Here is a 19,051-nt window from a genome sequence, read left to right as displayed (position 1 = left end):
AAGGTTCGTGATGAAATCCCCCTCCTCTTTACCGGTTTCCAAACCGCTTGATTTCTGGCTGTGCCTGGGCCTGCCTGCCTGCGCTGCGGTGGCCTTGCTGTTGCTGGAGCTGACGTCACTGGACATGGACCTGGCCAGGCATTTCTATAGCGCAGAGGCTGGCGGCTTCATTGGCCGCTATAGCTTCTTCCTTGAAGACATCCTGCATGACCGTGCCAAGCAACTGGTGATCCTGTTTTCGGTGCTGGCGATTCTGGGCCTGGTCGGCAGCTTCATCCTGCTGCGACTCAAGCCGTACCGCCGTGAACTGGTGTGCCTGGTGCTGTCGCTGGGAATGGCGACGGCGTTCGTGTCGCCATTGAAAACCATCACCGCCGTGCAATGCCCCTGGAGCCTCAAGGAATTCGGCGGCCAGGAAATCTACAGCGAACTGCTCAGCCCGCGCCCGCCGACCGATAAACCCGGCCGCTGCTGGCCCGGCGGGCATGCAGCCACCGGGTTTGCCTTGTTCGCCTGGTTCTTCGCGCTGCGGGATCGACGGCCGCGGCTGGCGCGCTACGCGTTCATCTTTGCTGTCAGCCTGGGCAGCGTGTTTTCAGTCAGCCGTATGCTGCAAGGGGCGCATTTCTTTTCCCACAATGTGTGGACAGCGATCTTTTGCTGGCTGATCTGCCTGGGGCTGTATTGCTTGTTGCTGTACCGGCCTGCACGGCAAGCCGTAATGCCGACCAGTTAAGCGAATGCAACGAAGATCAAATGTGGGAGCTGGCTTGCCTGCGATTGGCATAGGTATCTACATAACTCTGTAAGCTCAACGGTAAACACGATGCGAAGCGAGCCGCTCTTGATCTTGATCTGCTTTTGATCTTAGGCGCCCCGTTAAACCACGCTGGCGGATTACGGGCACACCGAGCCCAGGCGAGGTGCCGAGTGGTGGGGCAAGAGCGTTTTGCTTACTTTGGCCTGGGCCGGCATCCCGGCTTTTGCAAAGTGAGCCGCCGTCCGGGCGGAACCCTAAGTGGCCGTTACCGCAGGAATGGATATGTACTCGGTATAGCTGTGTCGGCTGGAAGGCCGTCATCGCAGGCAAGCCAGCTCCCACATTTGGATCCTGGGGTGTCAGGTAGAGATGCGTCGGCTGTCAGGCCGTCACGGGAGCAAGCTCCCTCGCCACAGGTCCAGCGTCGCCCCAAAGTTGTGTAGATACCTATGCTGCGATTGGCCATAAGTATCGACACAACTTTGCAGCGGTCGACGGCAACCACAACCCTGTCAACCACGCTGGCCGAACGCAGGCTTGAATTCGTGGGTAACCCGGCAGGATGCCGGGTTAGCCGCCGTCAGGGCGGCCCCCTAGATGGCCGTTGCCTAAATAACGGGTATGAACTCGCTCTGATCCAACATTCCTGCAGGCTGGCAGGCCGTCTTCGCAAGCAAGCCAGCTCCCACATTTTGACCGCGGCGCATCAGTTAGATAAGCGTGGCTGTCAGGCCGCCGTCGGGTAGGTACTGCCGCTCATAAAAAAGCCCCGCCTGCATCACTGCAGGCGGGGCTTTTTATAGTGCCGGGTAAGGCTGGCTTACATCATGCCGCCCATGCCACCCATGCCGCCCATGTCTGGCATACCGCCGCCAGCTGCGCCTTCAGCCTTCGGCTTGTCAGCGATGGCAGCTTCGGTGGTCAGGATCAGACCACCGATGGAGGCTGCTGCTTGCAGCGCGGAACGAGTCACCTTGGTTGGATCCAGGATGCCCATTTCGATCATGTCGCCGTAGACGCCAGTCGCGGCGTTGTAACCGTAGTTACCTTTGCCGTTCTTGACTTCGTTGACCACAACGCTTGGCTCGTCGCCGGAGTTGGCAGCGATCTGGCGCAGCGGTGCTTCAACGGCACGACGCAGCACAGCGATACCAACGTTCTGGTCGGCATTGTCGCCGGTCAGGTTGGTCAGGGCTTCCAGAGCACGGATCAGCGCAACGCCACCGCCAGGTACCACGCCTTCTTCGACGGCTGCACGGGTTGCGTGCAAGGCGTCTTCAACGCGGGCCTTCTTCTCTTTCATTTCAACTTCGGAGCCAGCGCCAACCTTGATCACTGCAACGCCGCCGGACAGCTTGGCCAGGCGCTCTTGCAGTTTTTCACGGTCGTAGTCCGAGGAGGTTTCAGCAACCTGGGCACGGATCTGCGCGATGCGGGACTCGATGTCGCCTTCAACGCCAGCACCGTCAACGATGATGGTGTTTTCCTTGGAGATGGTCACGCGCTTGGCGCTACCCAGGTTTTCCAGGGTGGCGCTTTCCAGGCTCAGGCCGATCTCTTCGGAGATAACGGTACCGCCAGTCAATACGGCGATGTCCTGCAGCATGGCCTTGCGACGGTCGCCGAAGCCTGGAGCCTTGACGGCTGCAACCTTGACGATGCCACGCATGTTGTTCACAACCAGGGTCGCCAGGGCTTCGCCTTCAACGTCTTCGGAAACGATCAGCAATGGACGGCCGGCTTTGGCAACGGCTTCCAGTACTGGCAGCATTTCGCGAATGTTGGAGATCTTCTTGTCGACCAGCAGGATCAGCGGGCTGTCCAGCTCGGCAACCATGGTCTCTGGCTTGTTGACGAAGTACGGGGACAGGTAGCCACGGTCGAACTGCATGCCTTCTACAACCGACAGTTCGTTTTCCAGGCCCGAGCCTTCTTCAACGGTGATCACGCCTTCTTTACCGACTTTTTCCATGGCTTCGGCAATGATGTCACCGATGGAGCTGTCGGAGTTGGCGGAGATGGTGCCTACCTGAGCGATGGCCTTGGTATCTGCACATGGCTTGGACAGGTTTTTCAGCTCGGCAACGATGGCGATGGTCGCCTTGTCGATGCCACGCTTGAGGTCCATAGGGTTCATGCCGGCAGCGACGGCCTTGTAGCCCTCGTTGACGATAGCCTGAGCCAGTACGGTAGCGGTGGTAGTACCGTCACCTGCGTCATCGTTGGCACGGGAGGCAACGTCTTTGACCAGCTGCGCGCCCATGTTTTCGAAACGGTCTTCCAGTTCGATTTCTTTTGCTACGGAAACGCCGTCCTTGGTGATGGTCGGAGCGCCGAAGCTCTTCTCGATGATCACGTTACGGCCTTTCGGGCCCAAGGTCGCTTTTACTGCGTCAGCCAGTACGTTGACGCCAGTGAGCATTTTCTTGCGGGCGGAGTCGCCGAATTTAACTTCTTTAGCAGCCATGATCGATATTCCTTAAATACTTTGTAGTAACGGGAAAATGAGCGAGGAAATCAGTCTTCCAGAACGGCGAGAATTTCGTTCTCAGCCATTACCAGCAGGTCTTCGCCGTCTACTTTCACAGTGTTGCTGCCGGAGTAAGGGCCGAAAACAACCTTGTCACCCACTTTCACGGCCAGTGCGCGTACATCACCGTTCTCCAGGGTTTTGCCTGGGCCCGCAGCGACGATTACACCGTGGTTGGCTTTTTCAGCAGCCGAACCTGGCAGAACGATCCCGCCAGCGGTTTTCTTTTCTTCTTCGCTGCGACGGATTACGACGCGGTCGTGCAGAGGACGAAGCTTCATTGTCGATCTCTCCTAATTGTGTTTTTCATCGGCCGGTATCAATTCCGGCGGGTTAAATTCCGGCGGTGCCGGTCGCGGCTCGCGGGGCGAGACGCGGAAGTCTGTCTGATGTCACCACCAGAAACCTTGCGGTGACCGTTACATAAGGGCGCCCAGGCTTATTACAAGGGGCCGGGGATGAATTTTTTTGTGTCGGCTCAAGGGTAAATGCAACACGGCACCCGAAGGTGCCGTGCCAGTGAAGCGTTTACTTAGGGTCGCGGTGTTCGAATTCGCCTTCGATCACATCACCCTCACGCCCCAGGGGTTGGCGCGGGGCCGGGCCGCCACGGGGTTGCAGGTCGTCGGCAAACGCGCGTTGGCGAATCGCCGCCTCTTCGGCGCGCTGGCGCATCTTGCCGGCCAGCAGTTTGCGGGTAAACGGCAGCAGCAGGACCAGGCCGAGCACGTCGCTGATAAAGCCCGGCAGGATCAGCAAGCCACCGGCCAGGGCCATCATCAGGCCCTCAAGCATGGTCTGGGCCGGCAGTTCGCCGCGGTTCAGGCTTTCACGGGCACGCAGTGCGGTCGCCAGGCCGGCGACACGCAGCACCAGGACGCCGAGCATGGAGCCTACGATGATCAGCAACAGCGCCGGGAAAAACCCGATCGCACCGCTGACTTTAACGAATACGAACAGCTCCAGCACCGGGAACAGCAGAAAGAGCAATAAAAAAGGGCGCATCAAATGGTTCCTCAACGCAAGAATGCCTTGCCAGTTCACCTTAGATGACGTCGCCGTTGTGTGAATTCAAGCAGTAGCCGCGTTTTTTTTCGGCCAGACTTCAGCGTGCGCCAATGAAACCAGGGCTTCGCGCACTTGTGTCGGCGTATTGCAAGGCTCGGCAAACCCTAGCCAATGTAACGATTGGCCAATGCGCAGGTGCATGCCTTCACTGTCGATACCGGCCAACTGTGCAGGCTCGGTGGTGGGCAAGCCGCCAAGCTCGACGTAATGGGCGATGGCCTTGGTGTGATCGCTGTTCATGTGCTCGATCATGCTGCGTTCGGCCTGGCCCGCAAACGGGTTGGCCAAGGTCAACTGGTCGACCCAATGAATCGCGCCAAACCCTCCGATATAACGGTGACGCACCGGTTTGAGCACCCAGAAATCGAAATCATGGGCCTTGTGGTAGTTGGCCGAATCGGGGAAGTAGCGGTAGTAACGCTCGGCGGCCGCTTCAATGGCGGCGGGGTCTTCCAGCTTCTCGGCTTCGGCCAGGTAGGTCAGGCGCCCGACGGCTTGCACATCATCGGCCTCGCGCTCACCCACCAGCAATGAGCACTTGGGATCTTTTTGCAGGTTATGGGTGTGCTGGGCAATGCGGCTGATCAGGATCAGCGGGCGGCCCTGCTCGTCGAGGCAGTAGGGCACGACCGAGCCGAAGGGAAAACCGGGCATGGCTTTTGACTGTGTGGCCAAAGCCCCACGGTATTCCTTGAGCAACAGCTCTCGGGCGTTCTTGGCAACGTGCGCGCTCAACGTATGACTCCTCGGGTGTTCCGCCGCCCATGGCATATGGGAATGGATCTCAACACAAGGTAATCAATATCCGCGCAGGTTGCCAGAGTGGCCGACGCAGCTTTTACCAGGCCACACCAAAGCCTGCGGTGTAGCGAGTCTTGCTCAGGCTGCTCTCGGAACTGCCGCTGACCTCGTTGCGCTCAGCCTTCAAGTTGAGCGAGGCCCATTCGGTAACCTTGTAGCGCAGGCCCATTTCCGCATCCAGGGAATACTCGGACGGCCCGGCAAGGGGTTTGCCCAATTCGCCGTTGGTGAAGAACTCGACGGTCTTGCCCACCAGGTAGCGGTTGTAGTTCCACTTCATGGCCAGGGAATAGAAGTTGTCCTTGCCGCCGTCGGCGTATTCGTAATCGGTGCGGTTGACCAGCGAACCGAGGGAGAACGCGCCCAGTTCATCGTCCCAGAACTGATAGCCCGGGCCGGTACCGACAACGCGCTGACGGGCCAGGTCTTCGACCTTGTCGCGCTTGTAGGTCAGGCGGCCCTGCCAGAACCAGTGCTCGGTGATGAAGCGGTCCAGGTTGTACTCCAGCGCCCAGTTATCGGTGGTGGTAACGTCGTCCTGGAACTCGCGGTTGTATTCGCCCTTGCCCGTATGACGCCATTGGCCATGACGGGCCGAGGTCTTGAAGTCGATGTCGTAATCGTTGGTGTCTTTGTCGGCACGCTTGTAGTCCAGCGCCAGGTCGACGTTGCCCTTCCACACCAGGTCTTCGATCACTGGCTTGGGCTTCATGATCTGTTGGATGCTTGCGAGGTCGACCGTCTTGGGTGCCTCGCCATTGGCCAGCACCACCTTGCCGTCATCCGACGCCTGCAACGACTTGGCCTTTTCGCCGCTGTAGGCGTCCTGCTTGACCAGCAACTCCTGATCGCTTTCCAGGGTCTTGACCTGCTTCCAGTCCACCGGGATCGAGCCCGCGTAGGTGGTTTGGATCAGCAGTTTGCCACCGTCGAAGACTTTGATCTTGCCGGTCAGCCGGTCGCCGTTTTTCAACCAGACGGTATCGGCGAGCAAGGGTGTGGAAGCACTGAAAACAGCAAGGCACAACAGGGTTCTGGACAACATAAGCAGATACGGGGCTCAGGGGTGGCAAAAAATAGGGGCGTTATAGTGTTACATGGCTAGAACTGACTCAAGGATTTATATTGAGTTCAATACTCATCGTCATGTTTACAGACGTTTCTGACAAAACCGCGACGATCTCAACGGATATCCCCATAGTGAAGCCACCCGCCGATACGCCGCAAAGCCCCGCCGAAATGCGGCGTACCGCGCTGTACCTGACCTTGTCGCAAGTGCCCGAAGGCTGCGTGGTGAGCTATGGCGAGCTGGCTCACCTGGCGGGCCTGGGTCGTGCCGCCCGATGGGTCGGGCGCACCCTGAGCCAGTTGCCCGAAGACACTCGATTACCCTGGCATCGGGTGCTGGGCGCCGGTGGTCGGATAAGTTTGCCGGTGGGCAGCGCCTCGGGCGACGAACAACGTGCGCGTTTACGTAGCGAAGGCGTCACTATCCTGAACAATCGTGTTGATATTCAGCGCCATGGCTGGCGTCCGGTAGAGCACAGCGGTTAGAGTGCGCGCTTTGTTTCCGCAAACCTGAGGCAGACTCCAGCCCATGCCCCGTAAAACCTGGCGCGCCGCGCTCGCCGCCTATGCCAGCCCCTCGACATTAGTGCTGTTGTTGCTCGGCTTCGCCGCCGGCATGCCTTACATGTTGGTGTTCTCGACGCTTTCCGTGTGGCTGCGCGAGGCCGGTGTGGCCCGCGAGACCATCGGCTATGCAAGCCTGATCGGCCTGGCCTACGCGTTTAAATGGGTCTGGTCGCCATTGCTCGACCAGTGGCGCCTACCACTGCTCGGCAAGCTGGGGCGTCGTCGCTCCTGGCTGGTGCTGGCCCAGTCGCTGGTGATCCTCGGATTGATCGGCATGGGCTTTTGCGATCCGCAAAAACACTTGTCCTGGTTGATCGCCATCGCGGTGATCGTCGCCTTCGCGTCGGCCACCCAAGACATCGCCGTGGATGCCTACCGCCTGGAAATTGCCGACGACAGCCGTCAGGCCGCCCTGGCAGCAAGCTACATGTCCGGTTATCGCATCGCCGCGCTATTGGCCACCGCCGGCGCGCTGTTCTTTGCCGAAGGCTTCGGTTCCACCGGTTTCAACTATAAACACTCGGCCTGGACCGGCACCTACGTGCTGTTCGGCGTGTTGATGGTTCCGGCGTTGCTCACCACCTTCCTCATGCGTGAACCTGATGTGCCACTGCGCACCCAGTTACAGGCCGGGCGCTACAGCTTCGTGCACCAACTGGTATCGGTGTTTGTACTGATCGTACTGTTGGTGTCGGTGCCGGCGATGTTCACCCAGCTGTACAACACCGACTTCGCCAGCGTGCTGTTCCAGGGCGTGAGCCTGTGGGAACTGCTGATGGAAGACCGCGCGTTCCTGCGCGCCATCCTTTATATCCTCCTCACCACCCTGTGCCTTTCGGCCATGGGCCGCCGGGGCCTGGCGCCGGTGCTGACGCCGGTCAACGACTTTATCCTGCGCTATCGTTGGCAGGCGCTGCTGCTGCTCGGGCTGATTGCGACCTATCGCATGTCCGACACGGTGATGGGCGTCATGGCCAACGTGTTCTATATCGACCAGGGTTTCACCAAGGACCAGATCGCCGGGGTGAGCAAGATCTTCGGCCTGATCATGACCCTGCTCGGCGCCGGCATGGGCGGCCTGTTGATTGTGCGGTTCGGGATACTGCCGATCCTGTTCATCGGCGGCGTGGCCTCGGCCGGCACCAACCTGTTGTTCGTGATGCTCGCCGACATGGGCCCTGACCTGCAGATGCTGATTGTGACCATCTCCCTGGACAACTTCAGTTCGGGCATGGCTACCTCAGCGTTCGTGGCTTACCTGTCGAGCCTCACCAACCTCAAATTCTCCGCCACCCAATATGCGTTGCTCAGCTCGATCATGCTGTTGCTGCCACGCCTGATCGGCGGCTATTCAGGGGTGATGGTGGAGAAGTTCGGTTACCACAACTTCTTTATGATCACCTGCCTGATGGGCGTGCCGACGCTGCTTCTGATTGCGTTGCATTGGTTTCAGGAGAACCGCCGCGCCCGACTGAATCCCCCGCAGGAAGACTGATACATGTGGGAGCGGGCTTGCTCGCGAATGCGGTGGGTCAGTCCAAGACTCGGAGGCTGACACGCCGCATTCGCGAGCAAGCCCGCTCCCACAGACCCCTCTGCATTCTGATACCTGTACTCCAGCACTCTGCGCCCGTACAATCCCAAGTCATTTCAAGTCCAAGCAACCGACAACGGCCTACCATGCGTACCAGTCAATATTTGCTCGCCACACAGAAAGAAACGCCTTCCGACGCGGTTGTGATCAGCCATCAGTTGATGCTGCGCGCCGGCATGATCCGCAAACTGGCCTCGGGCCTGTACACCTGGTTGCCCATGGGCTTGAAGGTGATGCGCAAGGTCGAAGCCATCGTTCGTGAAGAAATGAACGCTGCCGGCTCTCTGGAAGTGTTGATGCCGAGCACCCAACCGGCTGAGTTGTGGCAGGAATCCGGGCGCTGGGAAGAGTACGGCCCTGAGTTGCTGCGCTTTAAAGACCGTCATGGCCGCGATTTCTGCGCCGGCCCGACCCATGAAGAAGTCATCACCGACCTGATGCGCAACGAGTTGAGCAGCTATAAGCAGTTGCCGCTCAACCTGTATCAGATCCAGACCAAGTTCCGTGATGAGATCCGCCCACGCTTCGGCTTGATGCGTGGGCGCGAGTTCATCATGAAGGACGCCTATTCGTTCCACGCCGACCAGGCTTCCCTGCAAGCGACCTACGACCGCATGCACCAGGCCTACTGCAACGTGTTCACGCGCCTGGGCCTGAAGTTCCGCCCGGTTGAAGCGGACAATGGCTCAATCGGCGGTGCCGGCTCCCACGAATTCCACGTGCTGGCCGAGTCTGGCGAAGACGATATCGTGTTCAGCAACGGTTCCGACTACGCGGCGAACATCGAGAAGGCCGAAGCCATACCACGTGAAACCTCGCGCCCAGCTCCCACCGAGGAACTGCGCCTGGTCGACACGCCAGACACCAAGACCATCGCGGCGCTGGTGGAGAAATTCAATCTGCCGATTGAAAAGACCATCAAGACCCTGATCGTGCGCGCTGAAGAAGAAGGCAAGCTGATCGCCCTGGTGATCCGTGGCGACCACGAGCTCAACGAAATCAAGGCCGCCAACCAGCCTGGCGTAGCCAGCCCGCTGGTCATGGCCACCGATGCCGAACTGCGCGACGCCATTGGCGCCGGTGCCGGTTCCCTCGGCCCGCTGAACCTGCCACTGCCGATCATCATCGACCGTTCGGTGGAGCTGATGAGCGACTTCGGTATCGGCGCCAACATCGACGACAAGCACTACTTCGGCGTGAACTGGGAGCGTGACCTGCCGGTTCCGACCGTGGCCGACCTGCGCAACGTCGTGGCCGGCGACCCGAGCCCGGATGGCAAGGGCACCCTGGAGATCAAGCGCGGCATCGAAGTCGGGCACATCTTCCAGCTGGGCAACAAGTACAGCAAGGCGATGAAGTGCGAAGTGCTGGGCGAGAACGGCAAGCCGATCACCCTGGACATGGGCTGCTACGGCATTGGCGTGTCCCGCGTGGTTGCCGCTGCCATCGAGCAGAACAACGACGAGAAAGGCATCATCTGGAGTGACGCCCTGGCGCCGTTCCAGGTGGCCCTGGTGCCACTGCGCTATGAAACCGAGCAAGTACGCGAAGCCACCGACAAGCTGTACGCGGAACTCACCGCTGCCGGTTTTGAAGTGCTGCTCGATGATCGGGACAAGAAAACCAGCCCGGGCATCAAGTTCGCCGACATGGAACTGATTGGCATCCCGCACCGGATTGTGGTCAGTGACCGCGGCCTGGCTGATGGCAATCTGGAATACAAGAGCCGGACCGAAGCCGAAGCTCAACCGTTGCCGGTGGCTGACGTGCTGTCTTTCCTCCAGGCGCGTATTCGTCGCTGAAAACCAGATCAAGAGAAGTCATGTTCAAGCGAAACACCAGAGCCCTGGGGGGCGCCGCCTTGTGCGGCGCCCTGCTGGTCAGCGGCTGCGCCAATCAGATGTCGCAACGCAGCGAGCACGAGGAGCGGGTCGAGCGTAAGTTGCTCGACCACAGCCTGCAGATCGATGTAGGCGAGCCTAAAGTGCTGGAGCTGCCGCAACGCCGGGTTCGCATTCATGAGCAGAAGACCTTCGAGGTCACCGAATTCGAAGTCACCCGTCGTTACGACCGCTACACACCCTACCAGCCCTGGCGCAAACTCTATGAGATGCCCCTGGGTGCCGTGGCGCTGGTAGCGGGCGTGGGTGCCAACGTGGCGAATATCTTCGCCCTCGGCAACCTGCCCACGAGCGTGACCCGTGACTGGCTGAGCTACGGCGTGGACGGCATCAACCCGTTCATGAACGTGCAATCCCACGGCCGTGCGCAACAGAACCTGGCGGCTATCGATGAAGTCCAGCGTGACAAGCGCCTGGAGTATTCGAGCCTGCCCTGGAGCGAGCGCCCGGTACAAGTCACCGCCGGCAAGCAGACCCACGAGCTGACCACCGACCGTAACGGCATACTGCGCCTGAACCTGTTGGACAGCCCCTTTGCCGAGCAGGACCTGAACCGCGTCACCACGCTGAAAATCAGTGTGGAGGATGGCCAGGACGACGTGCATACCGACTCGACCCTGGCGGTCAGCAACACGCTGCGCAGCAAGTTGCTCGAAGCCCATGCCCTGATCTACGACGACCTGGAAGATGACGAAGTGAACCAGTGGGTGCACCGAGTCAAACGCCTGTCGGAGCTGGGCCTGGAAGAAGAAGCCAGCGAACTGGAACAAAGCCTGATCGAGCTGACCCGCAATGATCCGGAATTGCAGCAGGAGTTTGTGCAGGCGTTGACCAAGGATGCAGGGCGGTTGGTGGCGGATCCAGGCGCACGCTAATCGCTCAATACCTGTGAAGATCAAACGGTGGGAGCTGGCTTGCCTGCGATAGCGGTGTATCAGTTACAACGTTCGTGACTGACGCTCCGCTATCGCAGGCAAGCCAGCTCCCACATTTGTTTCGGGTTTTTACCAGGAAAACTCGAGCTGTTCGTTACCGCCGCTCAGGTCCAGCAACCGCACCCCTATCCCCAGCAACCGCACCGGCTTGCCCCCACGATTGAACGCCTGGGTCATCAACTGTTCATAACTCTCCAGATCCCGCCCTGCCCCGGCCTGCTCCAACGTCGTCTGGGTAAAGTCATGAAACTTCACTTTCACGAACGGCTTGCCCGCCCGGTAGCTGCTGTCGATACGCGCCATGCGCCCGGCCAGGGTTTCCATCAGCTCGGGCAGTTTCGCCAGGCAGCTTGAAAGGTCCGGCAGGTCCACGTCGAAGGTATTTTCCACACTGATGGATTGCCGCCGACTGTCGTTTTGCACCACGCGGTCATCGATGCCACGGGCCAGGCTCCAGAGGCGCTCGCCAAAACTGCCGAATTCGCGCACCAGCGCCAGTTTGTTCCAGTCGCGCAATTGCAGGCAGTCTTCGATGCCCAGGCGCGCCAGCTTGTCGGCGGTAACCTTGCCCACGCCATGCAGCTTGCTGACACGCAACTGCGAGACAAAGTCTTCAACCTGATCCGGCGTGATCACAAACAGGCCGTTGGGCTTTTTCCAGTCGCTGGCGATCTTGGCCAAAAACTTGTTGGGCGCCACGCCGGCAGAAACAGTGATATGCAACTGGTTGGAGACCCGACGCCGAATGTCCTGGGCAATACGCGTGGCGCTGCCGCCAAAATGCGGGCTGTCAGACACGTCGAGGTAAGCCTCATCCAGCGACAACGGCTCGATCAAGTCGGTGTAGTCGCGGAAGATCAGTTGGATTTCTTTCGATGCTTCTTTATAGGCATCCATGCGCGGCTTAACGATGGTCAAGTCCGGGCACAGCTTCAAGGCATGACGTGACGACATCGCCGAACGCACCCCATACGCCCGCGCCTCGTAGTTGCAGGTGGCGATCACCCCGCGCCGATCTGCCGAGCCACCGACGGCCAAGGGCTTTTGCGCCAGGCTCGGGTCGTCGCGCATCTCGATGGCGGCGTAGAAGCAATCACAGTCGACGTGGATGATTTTGCGCTGCGTCATATAAACGGGGTGTTAACCAACGGGTGGCCAGTATCGCACTCACCCCTGTATATAGCACCAGTAGTTTGAATCTTCTGCCTGAGCGGTAGGAAATTTCGCAGATGAATATATTTTTTCAATCGAATCTCGCATCCCAATAGAGCTGAAAGCCTTGTCCTGCCTGGCCTGGGCCCCTCAGGAACGGCCTTCTGAAGCGCTAACCGATTGAAGCACAAGCGCTTTTCTTAGATTTACGGGTTGACACACTCGCGTTCCTCTGTAGAATGCCGACACACAGACGCGGGATGGAGCAGTCTGGTAGCTCGTCGGGCTCATAACCCGAAGGTCGTCGGTTCAAATCCGGCTCCCGCAACCAAACATCAAAAAAGGCTACTCGAAAGAGTGGCCTTTTTTGTGCACGCCTGTTTTTGCCTGCACAATGCAGCCAACACCTTGATTTCAGAATAATTAGCGCTTATTTCAGCGATCAGCTCATTAACGGTTGACACCCTGCCGTTGGGCTGTAGAATGCCGCCCACAGACGCGGGATGGAGCAGTCTGGTAGCTCGTCGGGCTCATAACCCGAAGGTCGTCGGTTCAAATCCGGCTCCCGCAACCAAACATCAAAAAAGGCTACTCGAAAGAGTGGCCTTTTTTGTATCTGGCGAAAAAGTTCTTCTGAAACAATGGCATGGCATCTTTCATGAAACCGTAGACGGTTTGCAGAGTCCATCTCATTGCACGCTATGCTCAATGCTCAAGCGCTACCCCTCTACGACCAATGGCCGCAGTCGCCGCCCCCGGCGATCCGCGTTAATATTTGTAATTATTTTGTCCATAGGGATTGGTAACTTGGCTGGATACCTCCATCCTGTCGCGCACAATCCACGAGGTGATTGATGCGCGCCAACTCGTCTGAACCACAAGACACCGTCACAGCAGAACAACCGATCACGCCTACCCGCTTGCGATGGCTGGATTTGTTGAGCAAGTATCGCCAGCCCATTGGCCTGGCCGTAACGCTGCTGTTGTTTGCAATCGCCCTGATCGCCTGCCGGCACCTGCTGCTGGAACTGGATCTCTACGCACTCCACGATTCGATTCTGGAAGTGCCCAAGCCAGCCTTGCTCGGTGCGTTTGCAGCGGCAGTCGCAGGTTTCATTATCCTGCTCGGTTATGAATTTTCCGGCGCACGCTATGCCGGAGTGAAGTTACCCGCCAAGACCCTGGCCCTGGGCGGCTTCACCGCCTTTGCCATCGGCAACGCCATTGGCTTGTCGATGCTCTCGGGCGGTTCGGTGCGCTACCGTTTATATGCACGCCACGGCATCGGCGCATCGGAAGTGGCGCACATGACCGTGTTCGCCAGCCTGGCCCTGGGCTGCGCCCTGCCGCCACTGGCCGCATTGGCGACACTGAGCAATTTGCCGGCGGCCTCGACTTACCTGCATTTACCGCAAAGCCTGCTCGGGGGGATTTCCGGCGCCGTGTTGGTGTTGTCGGCCATGCTGTGCATCGGCATTTATCGCCGCCGCCTGCCGGAACAGCCCTACCCCGATAACCTGCTGGTCAAGGCCGGGCGTCGCACCCTGCGCCTGCCGGGCCGCCGCCTGACCTTCCTGCAGCTGATCATCACCGCACTGGACGTAGCCGCTGCCGCTGCCGTCCTTTATATGCTGTTGCCGGAAGCACCGCCCTTCGGCCCGTTCCTGCTGGTGTACCTGCTGGCCCTGGCCGCCGGTGTGCTCAGCCATGTGCCGGGCGGCGTAGGTGTATTCGAAGCGATCCTGCTGGCGGCCTTTGCCGACAAACTCGGTGCCGCGCCCCTGGCTGCCGCCTTGCTGCTGTACCGGATGATCTACGTGGTATTGCCGCTGCTGATCGCCTGTGTGTTCCTGCTGGTCAACGAGGCCCAGCGCCTGTTCCAGACCCAGCAAAGCCTGCGGGTAGCGTCGGGGCTGGCAGCGCCAGTATTGGCCGTCCTGGTTTTTTTGTCCGGCGTGGTCCTGCTGTTTTCCGGCGCCACGCCAGAGATCGACTCACGCCTGGAAAACATCGGCTTCCTGATTCCCCATCGTCTGATTGACGCGTCGCACTTCGGTGCCAGCCTGATCGGCGTGTTGTGCCTGTTGCTCGCCCAGGGCCTGCGTCGGCGGTTATCGGCCGCCTGGATGCTGACCATGGTATTGCTGCTGGTCGGTGCCCTGCTCTCGCTGCTTAAAGGCTTCGACTGGGAAGAAGCCAGCCTGATGACCATGACCGCAGTGCTGCTGGCAATCTTCCGCCGCTCGTTCTACCGCGCCAGTCGCCTGACCGAGCTGCCGTTTTCGCCGCTGTACCTGGTGGCCAGTGTCTGCGTGCTCGGCGCTTCGATCTGGCTGCTGCTGTTTGCCTACCAGGACGTGCCCTACAGCCATCAACTCTGGTGGCAGTTCACCCTCGACGCCAACGCCCCGCGTGGTTTGCGTTCGCTGCTCGGCGCCGCCGTGTTGCTGGTGATCGTGTCGCTGACCTGGCTGCTGCGCACGGCACGCCCGGTCATTCACCTGCCGACCCCGGAAGAACTGGAGCGCGCCAGCAAGATCCTGATGGCCTCGTCCCAACCCGACGGTGGCCTGGCGCTCACCGGCGACAAGGCGCTGCTGTTTCACCCCAACGATGAAGCCTTCCTGATGTATGCCCGTCGCGGGCGTAGCCTGGTGGCCTTGTACGACCCGATCGGCCCGACCCAACCGCGCGCCGAGATGATCTGGCAGTTCCGCGATCTGTGCGACATTCACCACGCCCGCCCGGTGTTCTACCAGGTACGCGCCGAGAACCTGCCGTATTACATGGACATCGGCCTCACCGCGATCAAACTGGGTGAAGAAGCCCGCGTCGACCTGAAACGCTTTGACCTGGAAGCCAAGGGCAAAGAAATGAAGGATTTGCGCTACACCTGGAACCGTGGCACCCGGGACGGCCTGTCCCTGGAGATCTGCGAACCGGGCAAGGCGCCGATGGATGAATTAAAAGTCATCTCCGATGCCTGGCTTACAGGTAAGAATGTGCGGGAAAAGGGCTTCTCCCTGGGCCGTTTCAGCGATGACTACCTCAAGCACTTTCGTATCGCGATCATTCGCTTCGAAGGGCGCCCGGTGGCCTTCGCCAATTTGCTCGAAACCTACAATCACGACCTGGCCAGCCTCGACCTGATGCGTGCCCATCCGGACGCGCCCAAGTTGACCATGGAGTTCATGATGGTGGGCCTGATTCAACATTATAAGAGTCACGACTACGCACGCTTCAGCCTCGGCATGGTGCCGTTGTCGGGCTTGCAACCGCGCCGTGGCGCACCGCTGACCCAGCGCCTGGGCTCGATGGTGTTCCGCCGTGGCGAGCAACTGTATAACTTCCAAGGTTTGCGCCGCTTCAAAGACAAGTTCCAGCCCGACTGGGAACCCCGTTACATGGCCGTGCCCGCAGGACTGGATCCGCTGGTGGCATTGGCCGATACCGCCGCCCTGATCGCGGGCGGCTTGACTGGATTGGTGAAACGCTGATGATTCGACGCTCCTGGCGGTATGTATTGGCCTTAGTGGTGCTGCTCGCGCTGATCGCGGCGGGCGGCTTCTGGTACTGGAACCGCCCTGCCCCGCAGCCGACCCTGGAGCATTTGCCCCAGGCCGACGGTTCGGTAATGACCCGCGTGACCCCGGCCAGCAACGCAAAAGCCCGCGTGGCCGTGGCGGTGATGGCCGACGAAACCCTGACCGACAGCCAACTGGTTGCCCTGAGCCAGGGCGGTACTGCGCAACTGGTTCAGGTGGTGCTGCCAAAAGATGACTGCGCGTTGCAGGAGAAAGCCCTGCAAGGCGCCCTGGCCCAGCTGAAAGGCCCCGCGACCCTGGTCAGCGGCATCGGCCCTGGCGCCGCACTCGCCTGGCGCTGGCTGGCCACCCAGAACGACGACAAGGCCAACGCCATCTCCGTGGGCTTCGCCCTTAAACAGGAAGGCTGCAACGACCCGCTGCCGAAAACCGCCGCCCATGGCAGCTGGCTAGTGGCGTGGAACGATAACCCTGACGATGAAAGCGCCAGTTTCGTACGCGACACACCGCGCGCCACCACCAGCATCAGCGACTACGACATTCATTACCCACAGGTGCTGAATAACGAACTGCGCAAGCAACTGGTCGGTTCGGACAACGGCGGGCTGGCGATTCCGGTGGTAGAAGTGCCTGCCGGCCAAGCCAAGGACACCGTGACCCTGTTCCTCTCCGGTGACGGCGGCTGGCGCGACCTGGACCGCGACGTGGCGGGCGAGATGGCGAAGATCGGCTACCCGGTCGTCGGCATCGACACCCTGCGCTACTACTGGCAGCACAAGACGCCGGAGCAAAGCGCCAAGGACCTCACCGAGCTGATGCAACACTACCGGCAAAAGTGGGGCACCAAGCGCTTCGTGCTGACCGGTTACTCGTTCGGCGCCGATGTATTGCCGGCGATCTACAACCGTATGCCAGAGAACGAACAGCAACGGGTAGACGCGATCATCTTGCTGGCGTTCGCCCGCACCGGCAGCTTTGAAATCGAAGTGGAAGGCTGGCTGGGCAACGCCGGCAAAGAAGCCGCCACCGGCCCCGAAATGGCCAAGCTGCCGCCTGAGAAAGTCGTATGCATCTACGGCGCCGAAGAAGTCGACGAGAGTGGCTGCACCGACAAGACCGCCGTGGGCGAAGCCATGAAGCTGCCGGGCGGGCATCACTTCGATGAGAACTACCCGGCGCTGGCCAAGCGCTTGGTGGATATTATCGTCAAGCATCAGGCCAAAGCCGAATAGCTCAAGGCTGTACACAAAACCAAATGTGGGAGCGGGCTTGCTCGCGAATACGGAATGTCAGTCAATGCAGCTGTGACTGATCCACCGCTTTCGCGAGCAAGCCCGCTCCCACATTTTTGATGTGTGGTGTTGCTAATAATCAGCGCGGTTCGATGTGGGCAATCATCAACTGCACCGTCTCATTGCCCCGAAACTCGTTCACATCCAGCTTGTAGGCCAACTCCACCCAACGCACCGTCGGGTTCGGCCACACTTCACGGTCTACCCCAAAGGCAATTCCATCGAGCTTCACCGACCCGCATTCGCTCTTGAGCACCACTTTCAGATGTCGCTCGCCCACCACCCGCTGCTCCACCAACTGGAATACCCCGTGAAACAACGGCTCGGGAAAGTGCTGCCCCCACGGGCCGGCATGGCGCAGGGCGCGGGCCAGTTCCAGGTGAAACTCTTCCACCGCCAGGGTGCCGTCTGAAAGCAGGCGGCCGGTGAGGTCTTCTTCGCGCAATTGCCGGCGCACTTCGGCATCGAAGGCTTGCGCAAACAATGGGAAGTTGGCCTCCGGCAAGGTCAGCCCAGCGGCCATGGCGTGGCCGCCGTACTTGGTGATTAGGTTGGGGTGCTGGCTGGCGACGACCGCCAGCGCATCGCGGATATGAAAGCCTTGCACCGAGCGTCCAGAGCCCTTGAGCAGGCCATCGCCGGCATCGGCGAAGGCGATGGTCGGGCGGAAATAACGCTCCTTCATGCGTGACGCAAGGATCCCGATCACCCCTTGGTGCCACTCCGGGTCGAACAGGCACAGACCGTACGGCATCGACTCCACCGGCAGGTCCTTGAGCTGAGCCAGGGCATCGCGCTGCATACCTTGCTCGATGGACTTACGGTCCTGGTTCATGCCGTCCAGCTGCGCGGCCATTTCCCGCGCGGCAGCGAAGTCGGTGGTAAGCAGGCATTCGATGCCCAGGCTCATATCGTCCAGGCGTCCGGCCGCGTTCAGACGCGGGCCGAGGATAAAACCCAGGTCGGTGGAGGTGATACGCGCATGATCACGCTTGGCCACTTCCAGGATCGCCTTGATCCCCGGGCGCGCCCGACCGGCTCGAATACGCTCCAGGCCCTGATGCACGAGGATGCGGTTGTTGGCGTCCAGCGGCACCACGTCAGCGACGCTGCCCAGGGCCACGAGGTCGAGCAGTTCACCGATGTTCGGCTGGGGCTTGCTGTCATACCAACCCAGGCTACGCAACCGTGCCCGCAGGGCCATCAACACGTAGAAGATCACGCCGACCCCGGCCAGGGCCTTGCTGGGAAACGTACAGCCCGGCTGGTTCGGATTGACGATGGCGTCGGCGGCCGGCAGTTCATCGCCGGGCAAGTGGTGGTCGGTGACCAGCACCTGCAACCCTGCCGCTTTCGCCGCCGCCACGCCTTCGACGCTGGAGATACCGTTGTCCACGGTGATCAGCAACTGCGGCTCGCGCTGCAGCGCCACCGCGACGATTTCCGGGGTCAGGCCGTAGCCGTATTCGAAGCGGTTGGGCACCAGGTAGTCGACGTGGGCCGCGCCGAGCAAACGCAGGCCCAGGGTGCCCACGGTGCTCGCCGTGGCGCCATCGGCGTCGAAGTCACCGACGATCAGGATGCGTTGGCGCTGCTCCAGGGCGGCCACCAGCAAGTCCACTGCCGCATCGATGCCCTTGAGCTGCTGATAGGGAATCAACCGCGCCAGGCTCTTGTCCAGCTCGGCCTCCGACTGCACCCCGCGTGCGGCGTAGAGACGGGTCAACAGCGGCGGCAATTCACCGAGAAAAGGCAGGACGGCGGGCAATGGGCGGGGATCGATACGCATACGGTGGTGATAACTTCTCTTTAATAATTGTAGGAGCGAGCTTGCTCGC

14 protein-coding genes and 2 tRNA genes are annotated in these 19,051 nt (G+C 60.2%); 9 read left to right on the top strand and 7 right to left on the bottom strand.

Annotated features, from left to right (window positions below; genetic code table 11):
* The first annotated feature begins 10 nt into the window (after window positions 1-10).
* Window positions 11-736 (top strand): phosphatase PAP2 family protein, encoded by a 726-nt coding sequence (locus tag ODQ19_RS17210; RefSeq protein WP_330210708.1) that lies wholly within the window; start codon window positions 11-13, stop codon window positions 734-736.
* An 844-nt stretch (window positions 737-1,580) separates the two neighbouring features.
* On the opposite strand, the gene groL is transcribed toward ODQ19_RS17210, so the two are convergent.
* The 5 genes from groL to ODQ19_RS17185 all read right to left on the bottom strand — a co-directional run bounded on the left by groL (window position 1,581) and on the right by ODQ19_RS17185 (window position 6,204).
* On the bottom strand, window positions 1,581-3,227 hold the full coding sequence (gene groL, locus ODQ19_RS17205) for a chaperonin GroEL (protein ID WP_003193939.1): 1,647 nt from the start codon (window positions 3,225-3,227) through the stop codon (window positions 1,581-1,583).
* Between the two features lie 50 nt (window positions 3,228-3,277).
* On the bottom strand, window positions 3,278-3,571 hold the full coding sequence (locus tag ODQ19_RS17200) for a co-chaperone GroES (RefSeq protein ID WP_003193940.1): 294 nt from the start codon (window positions 3,569-3,571) through the stop codon (window positions 3,278-3,280).
* A 247-nt stretch (window positions 3,572-3,818) separates the two neighbouring features.
* Window positions 3,819-4,295: an FxsA family protein gene (locus ODQ19_RS17195; protein ID WP_330210707.1), complete on the bottom strand. Its 477-nt coding sequence runs from the start codon at window positions 4,293-4,295 to the stop codon at window positions 3,819-3,821.
* Between the two features lie 66 nt (window positions 4,296-4,361).
* Window positions 4,362-5,093: a HugZ family pyridoxamine 5'-phosphate oxidase gene (locus tag ODQ19_RS17190; RefSeq protein ID WP_330210706.1), complete on the bottom strand. Its 732-nt coding sequence runs from the start codon at window positions 5,091-5,093 to the stop codon at window positions 4,362-4,364.
* Window positions 5,094-5,196: 103 nt separating this feature from the next.
* Window positions 5,197-6,204, bottom strand: coding sequence for a DUF481 domain-containing protein (locus ODQ19_RS17185; protein ID WP_032879652.1), 1,008 nt, complete (start codon window positions 6,202-6,204; stop codon window positions 5,197-5,199).
* A gap of 194 nt (window positions 6,205-6,398) precedes the next feature.
* Between ODQ19_RS17185 and ODQ19_RS17180 the strand changes: the two genes are divergently transcribed.
* From ODQ19_RS17180 to ODQ19_RS17165, 4 genes are all read left to right on the top strand, one after another.
* Window positions 6,399-6,713, top strand: coding sequence for an MGMT family protein (locus ODQ19_RS17180; protein WP_232910479.1), 315 nt, complete (start codon window positions 6,399-6,401; stop codon window positions 6,711-6,713).
* Window positions 6,714-6,756: 43 nt separating this feature from the next.
* Window positions 6,757-8,289 carry an AmpG family muropeptide MFS transporter gene (locus ODQ19_RS17175; RefSeq protein ID WP_330210705.1) on the top strand — a complete coding sequence of 511 codons (1,533 nt, stop codon included), beginning with the start codon at window positions 6,757-6,759 and terminating at the stop codon, window positions 8,287-8,289.
* Between the two features lie 185 nt (window positions 8,290-8,474).
* Window positions 8,475-10,190: a proline--tRNA ligase gene (locus tag ODQ19_RS17170; RefSeq protein ID WP_019817246.1), complete on the top strand. Its 1,716-nt coding sequence runs from the start codon at window positions 8,475-8,477 to the stop codon at window positions 10,188-10,190.
* 20 nt (window positions 10,191-10,210) lie between these two features.
* Window positions 10,211-11,164, top strand: a complete 954-nt coding sequence (locus ODQ19_RS17165; RefSeq protein ID WP_116666041.1) for a hypothetical protein — start codon at window positions 10,211-10,213, stop codon at window positions 11,162-11,164.
* A 129-nt stretch (window positions 11,165-11,293) separates the two neighbouring features.
* Here the strand turns inward: ODQ19_RS17165 and dinB are convergent, their stop codons facing one another.
* The gene (dinB, locus tag ODQ19_RS17160; RefSeq protein ID WP_003193948.1) at window positions 11,294-12,352 is read right to left on the bottom strand and encodes a DNA polymerase IV; all 1,059 of its coding nucleotides are present in this window, start codon (window positions 12,350-12,352) and stop codon (window positions 11,294-11,296) included.
* A 278-nt stretch (window positions 12,353-12,630) separates the two neighbouring features.
* Here dinB and ODQ19_RS17155 point away from each other — a divergent pair.
* From ODQ19_RS17155 to ODQ19_RS17140, 4 genes are all read left to right on the top strand, one after another.
* Window positions 12,631-12,707, top strand: a tRNA-Met gene (locus ODQ19_RS17155).
* A 166-nt stretch (window positions 12,708-12,873) separates the two neighbouring features.
* Window positions 12,874-12,950: transfer RNA gene (locus ODQ19_RS17150), tRNA-Met, on the top strand.
* A gap of 280 nt (window positions 12,951-13,230) precedes the next feature.
* Window positions 13,231-15,873 (top strand): bifunctional lysylphosphatidylglycerol flippase/synthetase MprF, encoded by a 2,643-nt coding sequence (mprF, locus tag ODQ19_RS17145; protein ID WP_330210704.1) that lies wholly within the window; start codon window positions 13,231-13,233, stop codon window positions 15,871-15,873.
* Window positions 15,873-17,153 (top strand): virulence factor family protein, encoded by a 1,281-nt coding sequence (locus ODQ19_RS17140; RefSeq protein WP_116666043.1) that lies wholly within the window; start codon window positions 15,873-15,875, stop codon window positions 17,151-17,153. Before mprF ends, ODQ19_RS17140 begins: the two co-directional genes overlap by 1 nt.
* Before the next feature lie 139 nt (window positions 17,154-17,292).
* Here ODQ19_RS17140 and recJ read toward each other — a convergent pair whose 3' ends face one another.
* Window positions 17,293-19,002, bottom strand: a complete 1,710-nt coding sequence (gene recJ, locus ODQ19_RS17135; protein ID WP_330210703.1) for a single-stranded-DNA-specific exonuclease RecJ — start codon at window positions 19,000-19,002, stop codon at window positions 17,293-17,295.
* Between the last annotated feature and the right edge of the window lie 49 nt (window positions 19,003-19,051).

Origin of the sequence: Pseudomonas sp. AM4(2022), from assembly GCF_036346515.1 — a bacterium.
Classification (GTDB): Bacteria; Pseudomonadota; Gammaproteobacteria; order Pseudomonadales; family Pseudomonadaceae; genus Aquipseudomonas; species Aquipseudomonas paracarnis.
The sequence above is the reverse complement of the archived record's forward strand: the minus strand, read 5'-3'. Positions and strand labels throughout refer to the sequence as shown.

Bases quoted from the DNA above. Each gene is read 5' to 3' on its own strand.
- ODQ19_RS17210 (WP_330210708.1), top strand. From the start codon at position 11: ATGAAATCCCCCTCCTCTTTACCGGTTTCCAAACCGCTTGATTTCTGG.
- groL (WP_003193939.1), bottom strand. From the start codon at position 3,227: ATGGCTGCTAAAGAAGTTAAATTCGGCGACTCCGCCCGCAAGAAAATG.
- ODQ19_RS17200 (WP_003193940.1), bottom strand. From the start codon at position 3,571: ATGAAGCTTCGTCCTCTGCACGACCGCGTCGTAATCCGTCGCAGCGAA.
- ODQ19_RS17195 (WP_330210707.1), bottom strand. From the start codon at position 4,295: ATGCGCCCTTTTTTATTGCTCTTTCTGCTGTTCCCGGTGCTGGAGCTG.
- ODQ19_RS17185 (WP_032879652.1), bottom strand. From the start codon at position 6,204: ATGTTGTCCAGAACCCTGTTGTGCCTTGCTGTTTTCAGTGCTTCCACA.
- ODQ19_RS17180 (WP_232910479.1), top strand. From the start codon at position 6,399: ATGCGGCGTACCGCGCTGTACCTGACCTTGTCGCAAGTGCCCGAAGGC.
- ODQ19_RS17175 (WP_330210705.1), top strand. From the start codon at position 6,757: ATGCCCCGTAAAACCTGGCGCGCCGCGCTCGCCGCCTATGCCAGCCCC.
- ODQ19_RS17170 (WP_019817246.1), top strand. From the start codon at position 8,475: ATGCGTACCAGTCAATATTTGCTCGCCACACAGAAAGAAACGCCTTCC.
- ODQ19_RS17165 (WP_116666041.1), top strand. From the start codon at position 10,211: ATGTTCAAGCGAAACACCAGAGCCCTGGGGGGCGCCGCCTTGTGCGGC.
- dinB (WP_003193948.1), bottom strand. From the start codon at position 12,352: ATGACGCAGCGCAAAATCATCCACGTCGACTGTGATTGCTTCTACGCC.
- mprF (WP_330210704.1), top strand. From the start codon at position 13,231: ATGCGCGCCAACTCGTCTGAACCACAAGACACCGTCACAGCAGAACAA.
- ODQ19_RS17140 (WP_116666043.1), top strand. From the start codon at position 15,873: ATGATTCGACGCTCCTGGCGGTATGTATTGGCCTTAGTGGTGCTGCTC.
- recJ (WP_330210703.1), bottom strand. From the start codon at position 19,002: ATGCGTATCGATCCCCGCCCATTGCCCGCCGTCCTGCCTTTTCTCGGT.